Below are 18,133 nucleotides of genomic sequence, written 5' to 3'. Positions count from 1 at the left end.
AGGCGACTTTACCAAATCCAAACCTTGTTTGTAATATGCTGGCACTTTCCCATGAACAGATGGAGCTCAGATGAGCCAATCCCCCCCTATGGTCAAAGACTCAATCAGCGGTGCGGACTACTTCCTGCGCGGCTTTTCGCTCATCCGTCAGCCCGGCATCCGCACCTTCGTGGTGATCCCCCTGCTGGTCAACTTCGTGCTGTTTGCGGGGGCCTTCTACGCCCTCTTGCTGCAACTCGACGGCCTGTTCGGCTGGCTGCACCAGCAGATCCCCAGCTGGCTCGACTGGCTGGACTACCTGCTCTGGCCCATCGCCCTGGTGACCGTACTGGTGGTCTTCTCCTTCCTGTTCAGCTCGGTGGCGAACTGGATAGCAGCCCCCTTCAACGGCCTGCTGGCAGAGAAGGTGGAACAGATCCTCACCGGCAAGGTGGTCAGCGACACCGGCATGCTGGATATCGTCAAGGATATGCCCCGCACTTTCGGTCGCGAATGGACCAAGTTGAAATATTACCTGCCCAAGGCCATCGGCTGTCTGATCCTGTTCCTCATTCCGGTGGTCGGCCAGACGCTCGCCCCTGTGCTCTGGTTCCTGTTCAGCGCCTGGATGATGGCGATCCAGTACATCGACTATCCATTCGACAACCACAAAATCCGCTTTATCACCATGCGCGATACCCTCAAGCAGCACCGCGGTCAGTGCCTGAGCTTTGGCGCCCTGGTCACCCTCTTCTCCGCCATCCCTGTGGTGAACCTGTTCGTGATGCCGGTGGCCATCTGTGGCGCCACCGCCATTTGGGTGGATCACTACCGCGCCGAACAGCTCAACCGCTGAGCCCTTCCCCCGTAGCAAACAGGCACCCTGGCGGTGCCTGTTTGCTTTTTGCATTATAAAAAATAATGAATCCCCTTCGTTGCTTGTCGCATACAGACTGAATTGATAGGATGCGGGCCTTTCTCGCACCCTGGGATATCTCATGTTACATGCACTCTTCTTGTTGGGCCTGGTGGCCGAAGGGATGACTGGCGCGCTGGCAGCGGGTCGGCGACGGATGGACCTGTTTGGCGTGGTGATCATCGCCTCGGCCACGGCCATCGGTGGTGGCACCATTCGCGATGTGCTGCTTGGCCACTATCCCCTGCTCTGGATCGAGCATCCGGAATATGTGCTACTGGTAGCCGGCGCTGCCATGGCGGCGGTCATCTCGGCGCCACTGATGCGCTACCTCGGCAAGCTGTTCATGGCGCTCGATGCGCTGGGGCTGGTGGTCTTCTCCATCTTCGGGGCAGCCCGGGCGCTTGAGATGGGGCATGGGGCCGGTATCGCCTGCATCATGGCGGTGGTGACGGGGGCCTTTGGTGGCGTATTGCGAGATCTGCTCTGCCAGCGCATTCCGCTGGTGTTTCGCCGCGAGCTCTACGCCGCCATCTCGCTGGTGACGGCTGCCCTCTACTGCCTGGCGCTGGATCAAGGCCTGCCCAACGACTGGGCCGCCTTCGGTGCCATCGGCATCGGCTTCGTGCTGCGCTTGCTGGCGGTGCGTTTCAAGTGGGGGCTACCCACCTTCCATTACCAGTACGCGACGCACTGAGCGCGCCAGGTTCTGGCGAGGCGGTACGGATCGCCAACAACAAAAAAGCGCCTGACTGGCGCTTTTTTGTATTGAGAACCGGGCGTTTGCCTCAGTTGATCCCTTCCGAACTGAAGTAGGTCGCCTTGTCGGCGATAAAACGGATCTTGATATTCTTGCCCTCGTTGCCCCAGATGCAACTGGTGGTGCCCAGGGTATCGTCGCAGCGCTCCGCCTTGCCGAGGATGCTGCTAGCCTGCGTATAGCTGATCCCCATCTGCAACTTGTCGTAGTTCTCGCGATTGAGCTTGCTGCAACCGGTCAGCAACAGGGCGATCAGGCCCCCGAGCAAAACATGCTTCATATGAATTTCCTCTGAGTGATGCCCATAGCCTACCAGCTCGGCCACCCTGTTTGCCAGCCGCGCTACAGCCCACCGGATTGAGGCCGCCCACGGCTACCAGCTGCGAACAGGCCCGGTATCGAGGTGCACGAAGTTGTCGCTCGGGTAGTAGCCAACCCCGCCCACTTTGAGATTGAGCGCCGCCTTGCGCAGGTGTGCCAGCTGCACGCCCGGGATCCGCACATCCACCGCCTGCCCCAGGGTGTGATAGCTGTGCTTGGCCACACCGCGGCTCCTGCTGCGCTTCTGACGGTTGGTCACAGGGGAGCGATAACCGGAGATGAGCTGGATCTCGCCGTGGCGGCCCAGCTTGTGCTGCAGCAGATAGAGCTGATCGAACAGCTTCCGGTCGATGTTGAACACTTCGTTGCGACGGTAGTCGCGAAAAATATGGTTGAGCTCGGCCAGCCCGTCTTTCAGGTAACGGCCATCCTCCCAATAGCTGGCGCTCACCCGCTCACCGGTATTGAGATTGAAGAAACTGAGTTCACGTCCCGCCGTACTGCGACTCGCCATGGCCGGGGATGAAAGCAGGGCTCCCCCCAGCAGGCAACCGGCCCCCAACAGCAGGCGACGCCGGCTTATCTCTTGTTCAAGCATCCGTTGTCCGTCCATCGCAGATTGAAGTAAAACAGGTGAATGAATTTGATACAGGGGCCCGAAACTACCTTCCGGGCCCCATCATGTCAAACCGCAGGGGCCCAATAGAAAAGCCCGGCACGGGCCGGGGTTTTCACTCTGTGGCAAGGATCACAGCAAGCGACGTTGGAAGCTGACTCGATCAAATCCATAGATATCGTTGCGCAGTTGCTGACGACCCTCTTCGTCGATCCAGCTGCTCCAATAGACAGTAAATACCGGGATCGGGGTGGTCAGCGGCAGCCACCTGGTCTGGGTCTCTTTCAATATGCTGGCCACCTTGTCCGGCTGGTAGCGAGAGTCCGCCAGCAACAGCTCAGCCAAATCGTCCGCATGCTCCACCCGGATGCAACCCGAGCTGAAGGCGCGCGCCCCCTGCTCAAACAGGGCCTTGCGCGGCGTGGAGTGCAGGTAGATGGCATCGTTGTTGGGCAGGTAGAACTTGTAGCGACCCAGCGCATTGTGATCCCCCGGCTTTTGCCGCAGGCGATAGGGGAAACCTGTCGCCAGCGCATGCTGCCACGCTTCCTCGGTAAACTGCACCGGATTGCCTTCGCCGTTGATCACCTCAAACTGCTCGCGGTTGAGGTAAGCGGGATCCCGACTCAGCTTGGGCAGAATGTCCTTGCTCAGGATGGAGCGTGGCACATGCCAGGCCGGGTTGAGCACGATCGAGCGGATCTCGCTGGCCAGAATGGGCGTCGCCCGCTGCTCTTTGCCGACGATGACCCGGCTGGTAAACACCTCGTTGCCGGACTCCACCACGCTCAGTCGATAGTCGGGAATGTTGACCAGCACGTAGCGGGCACCGGAGAGCTGATCCACCAGATCGCGGCGCCACAGGTTGCGCAGCAGGAGGCTGGCACGGACCTCGGGCCCGGTATTGAGCCAGCCGCGGGTCTGACGACCTATGATGCCGTCGGCGGTCAGACCATGGCGGCGCTGGAACTGCTTGATGGCCTGCTGGGTGTCGGCGTCATAGGTAGCGTCGTCATGGAGGGGAGCCACATCACCCAACTCGTTGAGTATGCTGCGGATCTGTCCCAGTTCGGCTGAGGTTTCACCCGCCCGCAGGGTCGGCATGGTCAGGGTCGGCCAGCGTTTGGCCATGGGCATGGCCAGCAGCTTGCGTACTTCCTCGCGCACCCTGTCGTACTCGGCAACCTGGGGTCTGAGCTGCTTGACCTGCTCCAGCAGATTGTCACCGGCAGGCTCGTGGGCCAGCGGCTTGTTCAGATTGAGCTTGAGGGTCTGCATCTGCTCGCGGGAGACCAGATCCATGGCTCGCCAGGCCTGCTGGAAACGAGCCAGCTTGCCAAACACCTCGTCATAAATGGCGCCGCGCTGATCGGCGGGCTTGGCCTGCAGCCTCTTCCAGAGGCTGAAGAAATCCGGGTGCAGATGGGCCAGTACGGCCTCCTGCAACTGCAGCTCCAACTCGTGGCGAGCCTGCCCCGCCGTGCTGTTCTGGTACCAGTCGTGCTGCACCGCAGCATTGGTCACCACCACCTGACCCTCGCTGGCCTGCGCCATGGCCGCAGGCCAACAGCCCAGCCAGATCAGGTTTGCCAATGCCAGCCAATACTTCTTCCCCATGCTTACCTCAAGATCGGTTCACTTCAGCCTGTCAGACCCGGTGGTCAAGGCGCTCATGATGCGTGAATGCCAACGACTTTACTAGCTGGCGGGCGCGTAGCGCCGCCAGATAACGTCATACTCATTGGTTGCTCTAAATTCAGTCAACTCCCGATTGAACGCCTTGACAAATGCGGGCGACAACCGCTTCTTGCTGAACATGAAAAAGGTCGGTGCCTCATATACGGGCATGGCGTGAGGCACGATCAGATCGACCAATCCCTCTTCTTTCAGACCCCAGGGGGTCGCCAGAATATCCCCGAGAAAACCGTCGATTCGGCCGCGCACCAGCTTGCCATAGTTTTGCCGATCGTTGACCGCACTGACCTGGGCCGCATAACGGCGCACCAGCTCGGCGGTTTCAGTTCCATAGTAGTAGTCCTTGGTGACCCCCAGGGTATGGCCATTGGCCAGCCAGGTCGCCAGATCGGATTCGGAATAGGCGGATGATTTGCGGATCCAGAGCACGCTTCGCCCCGGGTTATAGGCATCAGAGAACCAGGCATAGCGGCCACGCTCGTCGTTGAAATAGGCCTCCATGGCAATATCGATCGAGCCCTGTTCCAAACCGTGCAACACCCGCTTCCAGGGCAGCTCGACATAGGTCGCCTGGCAGTCCAGACGCTGGAGTATGGCGTTGAGCGCCTCGACCGCAAACCCCTGCAGCACCTTAGGCGCGGTCGCCACCGCCTTGGCGTAATAGTGATAGGGTGGCCAGTTGTCATAACCGACCCGCAATGGAGAGGGACACAGGCTGTTTGCCGACACCAGCGGGGTCAATAACCAGAGCGTCCAGCAGAAGAGTTTCAGCCTCATGGGTCATCCTTGACTTGGCGATACTCCATCATAAATCGGCCTTGGTAAAATGGCGACAGATCCCGCCACAGCGATCACAACGGCCAGCACAGTGTCTGAACTGACCCGCTGCGGCAGCAGGGACTCAGCCAGAAAATGAGCCCAGTCCCCGCGCGGCATAAGGCCGGATCAGGCGATAAAAAAGGCAAAGCAGTAACATTTGGAACACGGGCTGGAAAGGGGTTAATATGTGACCAAATATATTTTTGTGATCCACTATGCTTTTTTTGCAATTGGATTAGCATATGCGCGAAATCAGCCTACCAATCGTGAGGCGTAGAGAGTGATATGACGTACAAAAAGTTCGGTTTTCTGACTGCCATCATGGCCCTGAGTGGCTTCTACCTTTACACCCTCTATCTGGCTGCTCACCCCAATGTGAGCCTGGCCTACAAACTCTATTACCTGGAAGGCAAAACCCGCTTCTGGGAACACAACTCCAGCATGACCTACCAGCCCGGCAACGAGCTCAATCTGACCAAGCCGAGCCGCTTCCTCTCCAGCGAAGGCTGGGCCAAGAAGCCGAGCGCAGACGGCACCGAACTCAGTGGCCAGGGTGGCCTCTACTTCGTGCTGCCCAGACAACAGGCACAGCCCGAACAGCTGACCATTCAGGCCCGGGTCAACAGCCCGCAAGCCGGCGCGCTGCTCAAGGTGGCCCTGGGCCATGACTTCACCACCACCATCAAGCTGGCCAAGGCCGGTATCAACGAGATCCGGCTCAATCTGCCTGGCGAGTCGCTGACATCAGATCCCAAGCGTCCCAACTTCCTGGCACTGTCCGCACCGACACCTCTCAATGTCCAGTCGGTACGACTGACTGTCGCCCAGTAAGACGTATTATCCAATACGCTGTTTTATAAAATAATTTTCCAAATAAGGAAGTTTTCATGTCGCATTCCGATTTTCGACTCTCTCTGATCGTTCCCGTATACAACGAGGAAGAGAGCATAGATGCCTTCATCAACGCGATAGATAACGAACTGGCACCCCTCAAGGATCGACTGGAGATAGTGTTCGTCAATGACGGCAGCCGTGACCGCACCCGTGAAGTGATTGAGCAGGCCATTACCCGCGATCCCCGGGTAACCCTGGTCAACCTGGCGCGCAACTTCGGCAAGGAAGCGGCCATGACCGCCGGCCTGCATCATGCCAAGGGCGATGCCATCGTGCCGATGGACGTGGATCTGCAGGATCCCCCGGCCCTGATCCTCGAATTCGTCAAGCTGTGGCAGACAGGTGACTATGACACCGTCTATGGCATCCGGGTGGATCGCAGCGCAGATACCGCGATGAAGCGCCTCACCGCCGGCGGCTTCTACCGTTTCTTCAACGCCCTCTCCACCAGCACCAAGCTGCCGGAAAACGCCGGTGACTTCCGCCTGATCGACCGCCGCGTGGTCGAGGCGATCAAGCAACTGCCCGAGCGCAACCGCTTCATGAAGGGGCTGTTTGCCTGGGCCGGTTTTCGCGCCGTCGGCGTGCCTTACGAGCGCCCAGCCCGTCACGCCGGTGAAACCAAGTTCAACTACTGGAAGCTGTGGAACTTCGCCCTCGATGGCCTGATGAGCTTCTCCAGCTGGCCGCTGCGGGTGTGGAGCTACGTCGGGGTCGGCGTCTCCTTCGTCGCCTTCCTCTACATCCTCAAGATCGTGACCCAGGTGGTCTTCTTCGGCATAGACGTGCCGGGCTACGCCTCCCTGATGTCAGTGGTGCTCTTTCTCGGCGGCATCCAGCTGCTGTCGCTTGGCATCATAGGCGAGTACATAGGTCGCATGTTTGTGGAAGTGAAGCAGCGCCCCGTCTACCTGATTGAAGGGGTGTACGGCCAGTATGCCAAACAGGATGAAGCGCAAACACAGGACGGCGCGGCGACTGGCAGCAAGAAGGGCACCGGCAAGAAAGCGGCCACAGTAAAAGTCACTGACGACCAGCAGGAGCAAGCGCCTCAATGATCTCCCGCGAGGAATTCTGGCGCCTGTTTCGGTTCGGTCTGGTCGGCGGGGGGGCAACCCTCGTCGACCTTGGCACCTCTATCGCGCTGTTCCACACCTGGCCCACCATCTCTGAGCACTGGGTCACGACCATCGCCTTCATGATTGCCTTCTGGTTCTCATTCTTTGGCCATCGTTACATCACCTTCCAGAAACAGGGCGCCATCGGCAAATTCTTGCTGGTCGCACTCTTCTCGCTGGCGGTGAGAAACCTGATATTGAGCGGTCTGCTGTTTGCAGGTCTTTCCGGTCTGCTGCCTGTGGTGATCGCCACCCTGACAGTCACCGTGCTCACCTACCTCCTCTCCAGGATCTGGGTATTTGCCTGATGAATGACATGACAACTATGACCCCTGACAACGTTGGCCCCTATCGCCCGTCGCTGCGCATCAGCGGCCGCGACTGGCTGATGATCATCGCCGCCTTCGTACTGAGCCGTGTGGCGCTGTACGGTATAGGCTATTTCGGTGTCCAGCTCTATGGCTCCCCTGAAATCGGTCCGCTGCAAGCCTATTGCCAGTTCGACTGTGTCTGGTTCCAGCGCATCATAGAGAACGGCTATGATCTCTACCCGCGCTGGCTCAGCAAGGGCAACGCAGCCAACTGGGCCTTCATGCCGCTCTATCCGATCCTGTCGGGTATGCTCTCCAACCTGCTCAACGTCGAGAGTCTGATCGGCCTGATGGTGGTGACCAACATCGCCTTCTTCGCCAGCCTGCCGCTGATGCTGCTGGTGCTGCGTCAACTCAAGCTCGGTGACGAGACTGCCCGCTTCGGCGTCTGGCTGCTCGCCTTCTCTCCCTTCTCCGCCTATTTCGTCTCCGGTTATACCGAGTCGATGTTCATGGCGCTGATGCTGGGGATGTTCCTGTTCGCCTATCGGGAACAGTGGCTGATGGTGGCCCTGCTCGGCGTGTTCATCTCAAGCACCCGCAACCTGGGGGTCATGATGGTGTTCCCCGTGCTGATCCTGGCCCTGCAGGCCTATGGCTGGCGCGAGTTCTTCCGCTTCACCGAGCGGGCCTTCCGGGTGGTGTTCGCACTCTGGATGATCCCGCTCGGCCTGTTTGCCTACATGGTCTACCTCTATCATCTCACCGGCGATGCGCTGGCCTTCAAGCATATCCAGGTGGCCTGGGGCCGTTATATGGACAGCCCCCTCGACTGGTGGCTGAGCGGCTTCGAGCTGGGTGGTCGCAAGTCCTACCTCTCCATCATGGTGATGTTCGGCTGGGCCTTGAACCTCTATCTGTTCAGCCAGAAGCGCTGGGCCGAAGCGACCTTGATGTTCATCTGCTGCACCATACCGCTGATGACAGGCCTCAACGCCATGCCGCGCTACATGTTCGGCCTCTATCCGACCATCCTGGCCATTGTCCTGCTGACCCATCGCTGGCCTGCCATTCGCCCGGCCGTGCTTTGCATCAGCGGCATGGTCGCCTCCTTCATCGCGGTGGCCTTCGTCAACTTCAAGTTCTTCACCGTCTGAGGTGATAACCTGCACCAACAAGCCGGTCGACTGACCGGCTTTTTTTATGGACGGCGTTCCGGTGTCACACTTTCCCATTTCTGAAAACGTAACCATTTGAACTGAGGTCACAAATCAGCGCTTTGCCTGTCCATGCCCACCACCATACCCCTAGAATGAGCCCCATTGACGAAATCTGGTCCGGTTACCCCTTGCTCAAGGAATGGCTTATGCGTCGCGATCCCCGCTTCTCTCCCCTCTGGCTCGCCCTGCTGGGCGGCCCCCTGTTGACCGGCCAGGTGCTGGCTGCCCCCGAGGTGCATCTCTATGTGGACGGCAAAGCAGTCGCCACGCCGCTGCGCCTGGACAAGGGCCCGGTAGCGCTGACCCATCCCCTTGCCAAGGGGAGCCACCAGATCCGCATCAGCGATGCAGGCAACAGTTGCGGCACCAGCTTTGGCCCGAGCGAGAGCAAGCCGCTCCCCTTCGGCACGGCGCAACCCATGGACAACTGCACCAAGGATCAGAGCTTTACCCTGCGGGTGATGCTGGCAGGGGACTATCAGTTCACCTTCAACCCGGATACCCCCAGCCTCCAGGTGCTGCGTGCCACCAAAAAGAGTGAGTTCAAGCGCCAGCCGCCCGAGGAGCCCTGCATCCAGTGGGATGGCGGCCCGGTTACGGTATCGCTGCAAGGGATCTGGCCCGACGGCACCCGGTTGCGAGATGCCTACTCGAAACAGGAGGCTGTGGTCAAACAGGGCAAGCTGACCCTGACCCCAGCCAAAGAGAGCGGCGGCCTGCTGCTGCTCGAACCGGTCAAGGTAGCCAAAGCGGCCCCCTTCAGCTGGGATCAGGCCAGCGTCTATTTCCTGCTGACCGACCGTTTCCACAACGGCGATCCCGCCAACGACCACAGCTTCGGGCGCCAGAAGGATGGTCAGGACGAGGTGGCTACCTGGCATGGCGGCGACTTCAAGGGGTTGACCGAGAAGCTCGACTACATCAAGTCCCTCGGCATGAATGCCATCTGGATCACCCCCATGGTGGAGCAGGTACACGGCTTCATCGGCGGTGGTGAGCAGGGCAACTTCCCCTTCTACGCCTACCACGGCTACTGGGCACTGGACTTCACCAAAATCGATCCCAACTATGGTGATGAAGAGAGCCTGAAAACCCTGGTGGACGAAGCCCACAAGCGCGGCATGCGGATCATTCTGGACGTGGTGATGAACCACGCCGGTTACGCCACCCTGGCCGATCTGCAGGATCTGGGGCTCACCGAGCTGACCCAAAACAGCGGCAAACTGCCGACCGTCTGGAACCAGTGGTGGGGGCCTGGCTGGGTGCGGGCCGGTCTGCCCGGTTACCCACAACCGGGCACCGACGATGTGACCGGTTCGGTGGCGGGGCTGCCGGACTTTCTGACCGAATCAACCAAACCGGTGGGGCTGCCGCCGTTGCTGGCCGCGAAAAAAGATACCAAGGCCAAGGCGCTGCCCGACGCTACGGTGAGCGACTACCTGATCGCCTGGCACACCGACTGGGTGCGCCGATTCGGCATCGACGGCTTTCGGGCCGATACCGTCAAGCACTTGGAACCAGAGGTATGGGCCAGGCTCAAACAGGCAGGCACGGCGGCACTCAAGGAGTGGAAGGCCACCAACCCGGACAAGGCGCTGGATGACCTTCCCTTCTACATGGTGGGCGAGGTGTGGGATCACGGGGTCGCCAAGGACTTCTGGTACCAGAACGGCTTCGATTCGCTGATCAACTTCGACTATCAGCGTGAGTTTGCCCTGCCCCAGGCCCAGTGCATGGCGGGCAGCGATCCCACCTATGCCAGCTACGCCAGCCGTATCAATCAGGATCCCGAGTTCAACGTGCTGAGCTACATCAGCTCCCACGATACCAAGCTCTTCTTCGGTGACTATCAGGACATACCGCTGCAGCGGCGGGTGGCCAACAGCTTCATGCTGCTGCCGGGCGGCATCCAGCTCTACTACGGCGACGAGTCGGGCCGTGGCCTGGCCAAGGATGGCGGCGTCTTTGACCAGAGCGTGCGCTCGGACATGAACTGGCAGGAGCTAGGGCACGGCGACAAGGCCGAACTGGTCCAGCACTGGCAGCGACTCGGCCAGTTCCGCGCCGCCCATCCGGCGGTAGCGGCAGGCAGTCACCAGAAACTCTCGGATGCCCCCTACGCCTTCGTGCGGGAGCTGGGGGATGACAAGGTCGTCGTCGTCTTTGCCGGTCGGCAGAAGTAACCCTTAAGCCACCTTCACCACCAACAGAGAGGGGAGCCACTGGCTCCCCTCTCTCGTTATTCCGCCCGCAACAGTTTACTGGGACTGGCGCGCCGCCACCGGCCACTGCAACCGCGCCTTGAGCAGGGTCTCCTGCCACAGAGGCCAAGCCAGCAGCGCCTGCTGATACGCCCCCGCCTGACCGGGCAGCACGATGCCGTAGCTGGCCAGCCGATGGGCCATCACGGCATAGAAGGCGTCGATAATACCCGCCTCGCCAAAGTAGAAGGGCTCCCTCGCCTGGGACCAGACGGTCTGCAAACGAGCCAGCTCGCCGATGGCCTCTACCGGTGGCTCGCTGCGGGTCGGCGCCCCCAGGAAGAAGGGCAGCTGGCTGCGGATCTGGCCAAAACCCGAGTGCAGTTCGGCGCACAGGCTGCGGGCCAGCGCCCGTTCGGCCAGGGACGCGGGATAGAGCCGGCGATCTGGACAGAGCTCGTGGAGATATTCGGCGATGGCCAGTGAGTCGTGTATCCGCACACCATCGTGATCCAGCCAGGGCACCAGGCCGGCTGGCCCCACGCGCTTGAGCCGCTGCAACGCCTTGGCATCTTCCAGATCAAACACCTGCTCCTGCCACGCCAACCCGCTCATGGCGAGCACCAGCGCAGCACGCATTGCCCAGGTGGAGCCTGTGCCCACCGTCAATACCAAAGATCCCATCTCTTGCCTCCCGCATGGGTTTCGCATGACTATCCTATCGACCCTAATGGCACGACATCCGACGCTCGCTTCACATTTGCATGCCTGCGGGTTTGACCCCCTAGAGGCGCGATGCTAGTTTAATTTTCCAAAACAATCAGTTAGCAACAATGTGAGCAATGGATAGCCAATTTACCATCGTCATCGCAGATGACCACCCCCTGTTTCGGGGCGCCCTCTATCAAGCGGTGCACATGGCCATCAACGACGTCCAACTGCTGGAGGCGGACTCCATCGACAGTCTGACCAGTCTGCTGGGGGAACACCCGGAGGTGGACCTGTTGCTGCTCGATCTCAAAATGCCGGGCGCCAACGGCTTCTCCGGCCTCGCTCACCTGCGCGGCCAGCACCCGGATCTGCCCATCGTCGTGGTCTCCGCCTCGGAGGATCCCGCCATCATCCAGCAGGTGTTGCGGCTCGGGGCGCTGGGTTTCATCCCCAAATCCGTGCCCATGAAGGAGCTGGTCAGCGCCCTCAATACGGTGATCGGAGGGGATAACTGGGTGCCGGCCGGCATCTCGCTGCATCCCGAGTCCGAAGATGGCCCCGATTTCGCCAGCAAGCTCGCCAGCCTCACCCCCCAGCAATACAAGGTGCTGGTGATGCTGCGCGATGGCAGCCTCAACAAGCAGATCGCCTGGGAGCTCAACGTTTCCGAGGCCACCATCAAGGCCCATATCACCGCCATCTTCAGAAAACTCGGAGTCAAGAACCGCACTCAGGCAGTTATCGCCCTGCAGCAGCTCGATATCAAGGACGACTGAGCGGCAGCAAGCTGTTGCTCCCCCCAAGCGTAATCAGCATGACGAGACGGCGCCTGCGAGGCCATTCACACCAGTGAGGGCGCCCTGACGAGGGAGCAAAACCAGCCTGAAAAAAAGGGGGGACAACCCTATTTTTATATTCGATACAGTGCCTTATAGTTACATTGCTCGGTGGCAGCCCCCCCAGTTGCAAACATAAGGCGCAGTATCATGGCCAGACCCAACACAGCTCTTCTGTTGACCGGTGGCGGTGCTCGCGCCGCCTATCAGGTCGGTGCCCTCAAGGCCATCGCCGAGTTCTATCCGCGCAATATCGGCATTCCCTTCCCCATACTGTGCGGTACCTCAGCCGGCGCCATCAATGCCACCGCACTGGCCTGCTATGCCTCCTGCTTTCATCTGGGGGTGCGCAAGCTGGAGTGGGTCTGGCGCCGCTTCGAGACTCATCACATCTTCGACTTTCACCCCGGCAGATTGCTGTGGCGGTTGATGTACGAGGGCTCGGCAGGCCTCATCAATCCCCACACCAACCACGCCTTTCACCTGTTCGACAACGCGCCGCTGCGCCGCCTGCTGGATCAGCTCATCGACTACCACCGCATCGATGACAACATTCTTTACGGCAGCCTGGAGGCGCTCGCCATCACGGCGTCCGATTACGATGACGGCCTCTCCACCACCTTCTTTCAGGGACGGGCCGAACACCTGCCGTGGGAGCGAGCCAGACGGCGCGGGGTACGTACCCTGCTCACCTCGGATCACCTGATGGCCTCCTCAGCGCTGCCATTTGTCTTTCCCGCAACCCATATAGGCGACAGATTCTATGGCGATGGATCCATCCACCAGCTCAGTCCGCTCAGCCCCGCCATCCACCTGGGGGCAGAGCGGATCCTGCTGGTCACCCTGGATCCGCCGGCCCACTCGGCACCGACCTTTCATCACGATCACCTGACCAGCTCCAACATCGCCGGCCACCTGCTCGATACTGTCTTCACCGACACCCTCAACTCGGATCTTGAGCGGCTGTGGAGCATCAACCAGACCCTGGATTTCATCCCGGAGCGGGAGCGTAACCGTTTGAAATTGAAGCGAGTGGAGACCTGTGTACTGAAGCCGAGCGAAGATCTAGACATCATAGCGTTGAACTATTTGCGCAAGATGCCGGTACAGCTGCGCCGCCTGCTGCGGGTGCTGGGGGTCAAGGGGGATGAGAGCAGTAGCCTGGCCAGTTTCCTGATGTTCTACCCCGGCTACTGCCAGCAATTGATCAAGCTGGGCTACCGGGACACCCTCAACGAGCGCCAGCGGGTCGAACAGTTTCTGGGTATCGAGCAGATGGCGCGCTAAGTGACATGAACCGCAGCCGGTCCGGGGGGCGCCGGGCTAGCGCCCCTCCAGCAGCCGCTGCTCGGCCTGCTCCATTGCCACCGCATTGCCAAACAGGACCAGTAGATCCCCCGCCGCCAGCATCAGCTCGGGTCTGGGTTCCAGGCTCTGCTCACCGCGCTGTACCTCCTTGATCCGCACCGTATCCAGTGCCAGAGCCTGTACAGTGCGCCCCACAGCCCAGGCCTGATCGTGCAACAGCACGGGATGCAGTCGCTCGAGCAGCTGATCCGTCTCCAGATTGCTGGCGCTCTGATCCCCCCAGTAGAAGCCGTGCAGGAAGCGATACTGGCTGCTGCGCTCGTGTTCCATGCGCCGGATCACCCGGCCGATGGGAATGTTGCAGTTGAGCAGCAGGTGAGAGACCAGCATCAGGGCTCCCTCTTGAGATTCGGGGATCACCTCGTGGGCCCCCGCCTGCTTGAAGGCCTCCAGAAAGCTGTCATCCCGGGTGCGCACCAGCACCCTGACCTCCGCCGCCAGCTCCTTGATCAGCGCCAGCATGGCCTCGACCCGCTTGCGATCGTCGAAGGTGATAATCACCAGCCGGGCCCGCAGCAGGCCGGCGGCCAACAGGATATCGCGCCGGCTCGCATCGCCAAACGCCACTTGCTCCCCCGCCGACTTGGCCTCGCTCACCCGCTCGGGATCGAGATCCAGCGCGAGGAAGGGGATGTCTTCCAGCTTGAGGAAGCGGGCACAGGTCTGCCCGGCCCGGCCGAAACCGGCGATGATGACGTGTTGATGCTTGCTCAGGCCGGACTGCGCCACCTCGGAGCGAGAGAGCAGAGCCGAGTCGGTGAGCGAACGGGCCAAACCATGGGCCCGCTGCACCAGCCAGGGGGTCATGGCGATGGAGATCACCCCTATGCCGATGAGCAGGGAGATCAGCTGATGGTCGAGCAGGCCGTGATGATTGGCCAGCGCCAGCAGTACGAAACCAAACTCGCCCACCTGGCTCAGCATGATCCCCGTCGCCATGGCATCGCGCTTGCGCTCCCCCATCAGGCGGCCGGCCAGCAGCACTAGCAGGGATTTGATCAAGATGAGGCCGAGCACGCTGATGATCACCTGCCACCAGGCCCGTGCCACCAGCTGCCAGTCCATGGTCATGCCGATGGTGATGAAGAAGAGCCCCATCAACACGTCCCGAAACGGCCGTATGTCCACCTCCAACTGATGGCGATAGTGGGACTCGCCCAGCATCATGCCCGCCAGAAACGCTCCCAATGCCATGGAGAGCCCCATCCACTGGGTCAGCGAGGCGGCCAGCAGCGCCACCAGCAAGGCGGTCAGCACGAACAGCTCGTCGGAGCGGGCCCGCGCCACCTCGTGAAACAGCAGCGGCAGCAGCCACTTGCCCACCGCCAGCAGGCTGAACAGGGCGAACAGCCCCTTGAGGGTGGCCCAGGCGATCTCCGCCAGCAGGGCGCCGCCCTGGATCTCGGGCCTGGCCAGTATGGGGATCATCACCAGCAGCGGCACCACAGCCAGATCCTGAAACAGCAGCACGCTCACTCCGAGCTGGGCACGGCGGGTGTGCAGCTGTTTTTGCTCCCCCAGCTGCTTGATCACCACGGCGGTGGAGGAGAGCGCCAGGGTGCCCGAAACCACCAGTGCCTGCGGCAGGCTCAGTCCCCACCACCACGCGAGCCAGAAGAACAGCGAGGAGGTGAACAGTACCTGCAAACCGCCCACGCCCAGCACCAGCATCCGCATGGCGATCAGCCGCGGCAGCGAGAACTCCAGCCCGAGCGAGAACATCAGAAAGACGATGCCGAGCTCGGCGATGGTCTGCATGATCGCCTGTCCCGTGATCACGGCGGCGCCATGGGGGCCGAGCAGTACCCCGGCAAGCAGGTAGGCGAGGATCACCGGCTGGCCGAGGCGCCGGAAAATCGCCACCAGCAAGACGGCGGCAAACAGCAGGATCAAGACATCTGTATACAATTTCCCCTCCCTTTTTATCCACTTAAGCCTAGCCAGCGGCCCTTGTTCACATCGAACATATTTTGGGCACAAGGATTGCAAGGAGGTGAGAGTAAGTAGGATGTCTGAGGACTATACCGTGGAAAACACATCGTCATTGAATGGTTTGGGACATGGCATAGAACAGTGGGTTCGCCAGATGGAGCGGCTCACGCCGCTGGCCAGCCAGGATCGCAACCCGTTGCTCGAGCTCTTGCTGGTACAGACGGATCTCGACAGCCTGCTGGCAACCTTTGCCGATCATGCGGCAAGAGTTGTCCGGATACACAGCCTCTACTTTGATCACGCCCAGTCACTTCGGCTGATCCAGCAGCCGCCCCAGGCCAACCTGACGCTACACAGCTATCCGTTCGAACTGCGCGGCCAGCATGGCCAGCTGTTCGGCCAGTTGCACTACACCCTGGAACATACCCTGAGCGGCAGCCAGCAGCGGATCCTGCAGCAGTACCATCAGCTGCTCTGCCTGCCCCTGCCCCTCTATCTGCGACTGGCGCAACTGGAGCAGCAGGTGCGGCTCGATCACCTGACCGGGCTCGGCAACCGATCCTACTTCGACGAGGCAATAGGCCGCGCGGTGGAGCAGCACAGCCGGGAGTCCCACGGTCTGGTGCTGGTACTGCTGGACTTGGATCACTTCAAGCAGATCAACGACACCTGGGGCCACCCGGTCGGCGATCTGGTGCTGAGCCGCTTCGCCCAGTTGCTCAAGAACTGCACCCGCAGCACGGATCAGGCGTTTCGCCTCGGTGGCGACGAATTTGCGCTGCTGCTGCAACCCGCCGAGCCCGAGGCCTGGCGCCCCGTCTGGCTGCGGCTGCAACACATGCTGATAACCAACAAGGAGCTCAGTCGCTTCTCGGTCGGCTGCAGCCTGGGGGCTGCCAGCTGGCAATCCGGGGTGGCTGTCCATAGTCTGTATGAGGCGGCGGACGCCCACCTCTACGCCCGCAAAAAAGCGGGCAAGACCAGCCTGCTGGATTGAGCCGGTAAGTAGACAAGTGCAAAAAAGCCGGCAATGCCGGCTTTTTATCTTAATGGCGATCCCGGATTCACTCCGGGATGTAGCTGTCCGCCGCTGGCAACCAGTGCCACTCCACACCGGTCGCTCGCGTCATGAATCCGTCACAGATAAAGAGTCCAGCCACCGCTGCCACCTGCTCGCCGTAATAGAGAATGGGGATGCGCCCCCGCTGCCAGGAGGGCACCCCATACTCTTGCAGCAACTTCTTGAAACGCCGACTGCCGCTGCGCCCCACGGGCTTGAGCATGATCCCTGGCGTCACTTGAAAACGTACCGACACTGGCTCCCACGCAGTGGGCGGCCTCAACCCCTCACCGCCCTGCCGCAGCGCTAGCTGCACCTGGCCCAGCCCATCCGGCAAGGCGACCGACTCGCCAACCAGCACCGTCAACTGCTCGTGGCAGGGCACCAGTCCAGGCTTGACCAGATGGAGCCGGCCCTGAAAGCGGCGGCAATCCAGACGCTTCAAGCTGAACTGTGGATTGGCATCCTCTCGCGCCAGCGCCACCTCCTGCCACAGCAGAGCCAGCTGATCTCGGGAGGGCATCTCGCCCCCCAGCCGGCGGATCCAGTAGCGCAGCAGGTTGTTGCGCCGGGTCGCCGAAAGCCCGTGCAGCGGCTCGATATTCAGGGCACTCCCCTCACCGGCCAGCCGCCAGTCCGCTTCGGCCAGCTCGGTCAGCAACGTCTCCTGCTCGGCACACAGCGCCATGCTGCGGGCGGCGGTGCGAGCCATGGCGGGCCAGCGGGCCTTGAGCTGGGGGATAAGCGTCTGGCGCAGGAAGTTGCGGTCATAACTCACATCCTGATTGCTCTCATCCTCCACCCAGCCGTAAGGAAGCGATTGGGCCGCCTCGGCCAACTCGGCCCGGCTGACCTCAAGCAAGGGGCGTAGCAGCAGGCCGTCCGCAAACGGCTGACTCGGCACTATGCCCGCCAGGCCCCGCACGCCAGCGCCACGCTTGAGGGCCAGCAGCAGTGTCTCCAGCTGATCGTCCTGATGATGGGCGGTGAGCAGCCACTCACCGGCCCCCAGACTGGCGGCCAGCCCCTGATAGCGGGCCTCCCTGGCCTGGGCCTCCAGGCTCTGGCCATTGCCACGCACCAGTTGCACCCGCTGGACGATGAGCGGCACCGCCAGTTGCTGACACACGGCTTCACAATGGGCCACCCAGGCATCGGCGTGAGGGCTCAGGCCGTGATGCACGTGCAGGGCGCGTAGCCGGAGCCCCTGCTCGCGGGCAAACTGCGCCGCCAGCACCAACAACACTGTGGAATCGAGCCCGCCACTGAAGGCAACCAACAGGCCCCGGGAACCTTCCGACGCGGGCAGGGTCTGACAAAAACGAGAATAAATACGAGAAATCATAGGCTTCCCCAAAACGACCAGGCCGATCTTA

The 18,133-nt window shown here is 61.1% G+C and carries 17 protein-coding genes; 10 read left to right on the top strand and 7 right to left on the bottom strand.

Translation table 11 applies throughout. The features are described 5' to 3' along the window. Positions 1–70 precede the first annotated feature (70 nt). Together cysZ and WJM78_RS04710 are read left to right on the top strand one after the other, a co-directional pair. Positions 71–835, top strand: a complete 765-nt coding sequence (gene cysZ, locus WJM78_RS04715) for a sulfate transporter CysZ (protein WP_042038203.1) — start codon at positions 71–73, stop codon at positions 833–835. A gap of 142 nt (positions 836–977) precedes the next feature. After that, entirely contained in the window at positions 978–1,592 is a 615-nt protein-coding gene (locus tag WJM78_RS04710) for a trimeric intracellular cation channel family protein (protein WP_042038201.1), read from the top strand. A gap of 91 nt (positions 1,593–1,683) precedes the next feature. Here the strand turns inward: WJM78_RS04710 and WJM78_RS04705 are convergent, their stop codons facing one another. The 4 genes from WJM78_RS04705 to WJM78_RS04690 all read right to left on the bottom strand — a co-directional run bounded on the left by WJM78_RS04705 (position 1,684) and on the right by WJM78_RS04690 (position 5,064). Beyond that, complete coding sequence (locus WJM78_RS04705) at positions 1,684–1,935, bottom strand: hypothetical protein (protein WP_042038200.1); 252 nt, start codon at positions 1,933–1,935, stop codon at positions 1,684–1,686. A gap of 93 nt (positions 1,936–2,028) precedes the next feature. After that, positions 2,029–2,574 carry a DUF882 domain-containing protein gene (locus WJM78_RS04700; protein WP_042038198.1) on the bottom strand — a complete coding sequence of 182 codons (546 nt, stop codon included), beginning with the start codon at positions 2,572–2,574 and terminating at the stop codon, positions 2,029–2,031. Between the two features lie 150 nt (positions 2,575–2,724). Continuing rightward, positions 2,725–4,209, bottom strand: coding sequence for a L,D-transpeptidase family protein (locus tag WJM78_RS04695; RefSeq protein WP_339014086.1), 1,485 nt, complete (start codon positions 4,207–4,209; stop codon positions 2,725–2,727). Positions 4,210–4,290: 81 nt separating this feature from the next. After that, entirely contained in the window at positions 4,291–5,064 is a 774-nt protein-coding gene (locus tag WJM78_RS04690; RefSeq protein WP_339014083.1) for a substrate-binding periplasmic protein, read from the bottom strand. A gap of 327 nt (positions 5,065–5,391) precedes the next feature. Between WJM78_RS04690 and WJM78_RS04685 the strand changes: the two genes are divergently transcribed. The 5 genes from WJM78_RS04685 (at position 5,392) to WJM78_RS04665 (ending at position 10,832) form a co-directional block, all read left to right on the top strand. Further along, positions 5,392–5,937, top strand: coding sequence for a hypothetical protein (locus tag WJM78_RS04685; RefSeq protein WP_042038194.1), 546 nt, complete (start codon positions 5,392–5,394; stop codon positions 5,935–5,937). A gap of 56 nt (positions 5,938–5,993) precedes the next feature. Further along, positions 5,994–7,058: a glycosyltransferase family 2 protein gene (locus WJM78_RS04680; protein WP_042038193.1), complete on the top strand. Its 1,065-nt coding sequence runs from the start codon at positions 5,994–5,996 to the stop codon at positions 7,056–7,058. Next, the gene (locus WJM78_RS04675) at positions 7,055–7,426 is read left to right on the top strand and encodes a GtrA family protein (protein WP_042038192.1); all 372 of its coding nucleotides are present in this window, start codon (positions 7,055–7,057) and stop codon (positions 7,424–7,426) included. Before WJM78_RS04680 ends, WJM78_RS04675 begins: the two co-directional genes overlap by 4 nt. Further along, the gene (locus WJM78_RS04670; protein ID WP_339014078.1) at positions 7,426–8,586 is read left to right on the top strand and encodes a hypothetical protein; all 1,161 of its coding nucleotides are present in this window, start codon (positions 7,426–7,428) and stop codon (positions 8,584–8,586) included. The genes WJM78_RS04675 and WJM78_RS04670 overlap by 1 nt, the downstream gene beginning before the upstream one ends. 209 nt (positions 8,587–8,795) lie before the next feature. Then, on the top strand, positions 8,796–10,832 hold the full coding sequence (locus WJM78_RS04665; RefSeq protein ID WP_339014075.1) for an alpha-amylase: 2,037 nt from the start codon (positions 8,796–8,798) through the stop codon (positions 10,830–10,832). Positions 10,833–10,907: 75 nt separating this feature from the next. On the opposite strand, the gene WJM78_RS04660 is transcribed toward WJM78_RS04665, so the two are convergent. Beyond that, positions 10,908–11,534: a glutathione S-transferase gene (locus tag WJM78_RS04660; RefSeq protein ID WP_287145985.1), complete on the bottom strand. Its 627-nt coding sequence runs from the start codon at positions 11,532–11,534 to the stop codon at positions 10,908–10,910. A gap of 158 nt (positions 11,535–11,692) precedes the next feature. Here WJM78_RS04660 and WJM78_RS04655 point away from each other — a divergent pair, with 158 nt between their 5' ends. Continuing rightward, positions 11,693–12,337, top strand: a complete 645-nt coding sequence (locus WJM78_RS04655) for a response regulator (protein WP_108535952.1) — start codon at positions 11,693–11,695, stop codon at positions 12,335–12,337. 210 nt (positions 12,338–12,547) lie between these two features. Next, positions 12,548–13,684: a patatin-like phospholipase family protein gene (locus WJM78_RS04650; protein ID WP_339014070.1), complete on the top strand. Its 1,137-nt coding sequence runs from the start codon at positions 12,548–12,550 to the stop codon at positions 13,682–13,684. A 36-nt stretch (positions 13,685–13,720) separates the two neighbouring features. Here WJM78_RS04650 and WJM78_RS04645 read toward each other — a convergent pair whose 3' ends face one another. Continuing rightward, positions 13,721–15,673 (bottom strand): cation:proton antiporter, encoded by a 1,953-nt coding sequence (locus tag WJM78_RS04645; protein ID WP_339014067.1) that lies wholly within the window; start codon positions 15,671–15,673, stop codon positions 13,721–13,723. 100 nt (positions 15,674–15,773) lie between these two features. On the opposite strand from WJM78_RS04645, the gene WJM78_RS04640 reads away from it, so the two are divergent. After that, positions 15,774–16,694 carry a GGDEF domain-containing protein gene (locus tag WJM78_RS04640; RefSeq protein WP_287145982.1) on the top strand — a complete coding sequence of 307 codons (921 nt, stop codon included), beginning with the start codon at positions 15,774–15,776 and terminating at the stop codon, positions 16,692–16,694. 67 nt (positions 16,695–16,761) lie between these two features. Here the strand turns inward: WJM78_RS04640 and tilS are convergent, their stop codons facing one another. After that, on the bottom strand, positions 16,762–18,102 hold the full coding sequence (tilS, locus tag WJM78_RS04635; protein WP_339014064.1) for a tRNA lysidine(34) synthetase TilS: 1,341 nt from the start codon (positions 18,100–18,102) through the stop codon (positions 16,762–16,764). Positions 18,103–18,133: the final 31 nt, after the last annotated feature.

The sequence above is a fragment of the Aeromonas popoffii genome (assembly GCF_037818705.1).
In the GTDB taxonomy this organism is placed as follows: Bacteria; Pseudomonadota; Gammaproteobacteria; order Enterobacterales; family Aeromonadaceae; genus Aeromonas; species Aeromonas popoffii.
The sequence above is the reverse complement of the archived record's forward strand: the minus strand, read 5'-3'. Positions and strand labels throughout refer to the sequence as shown.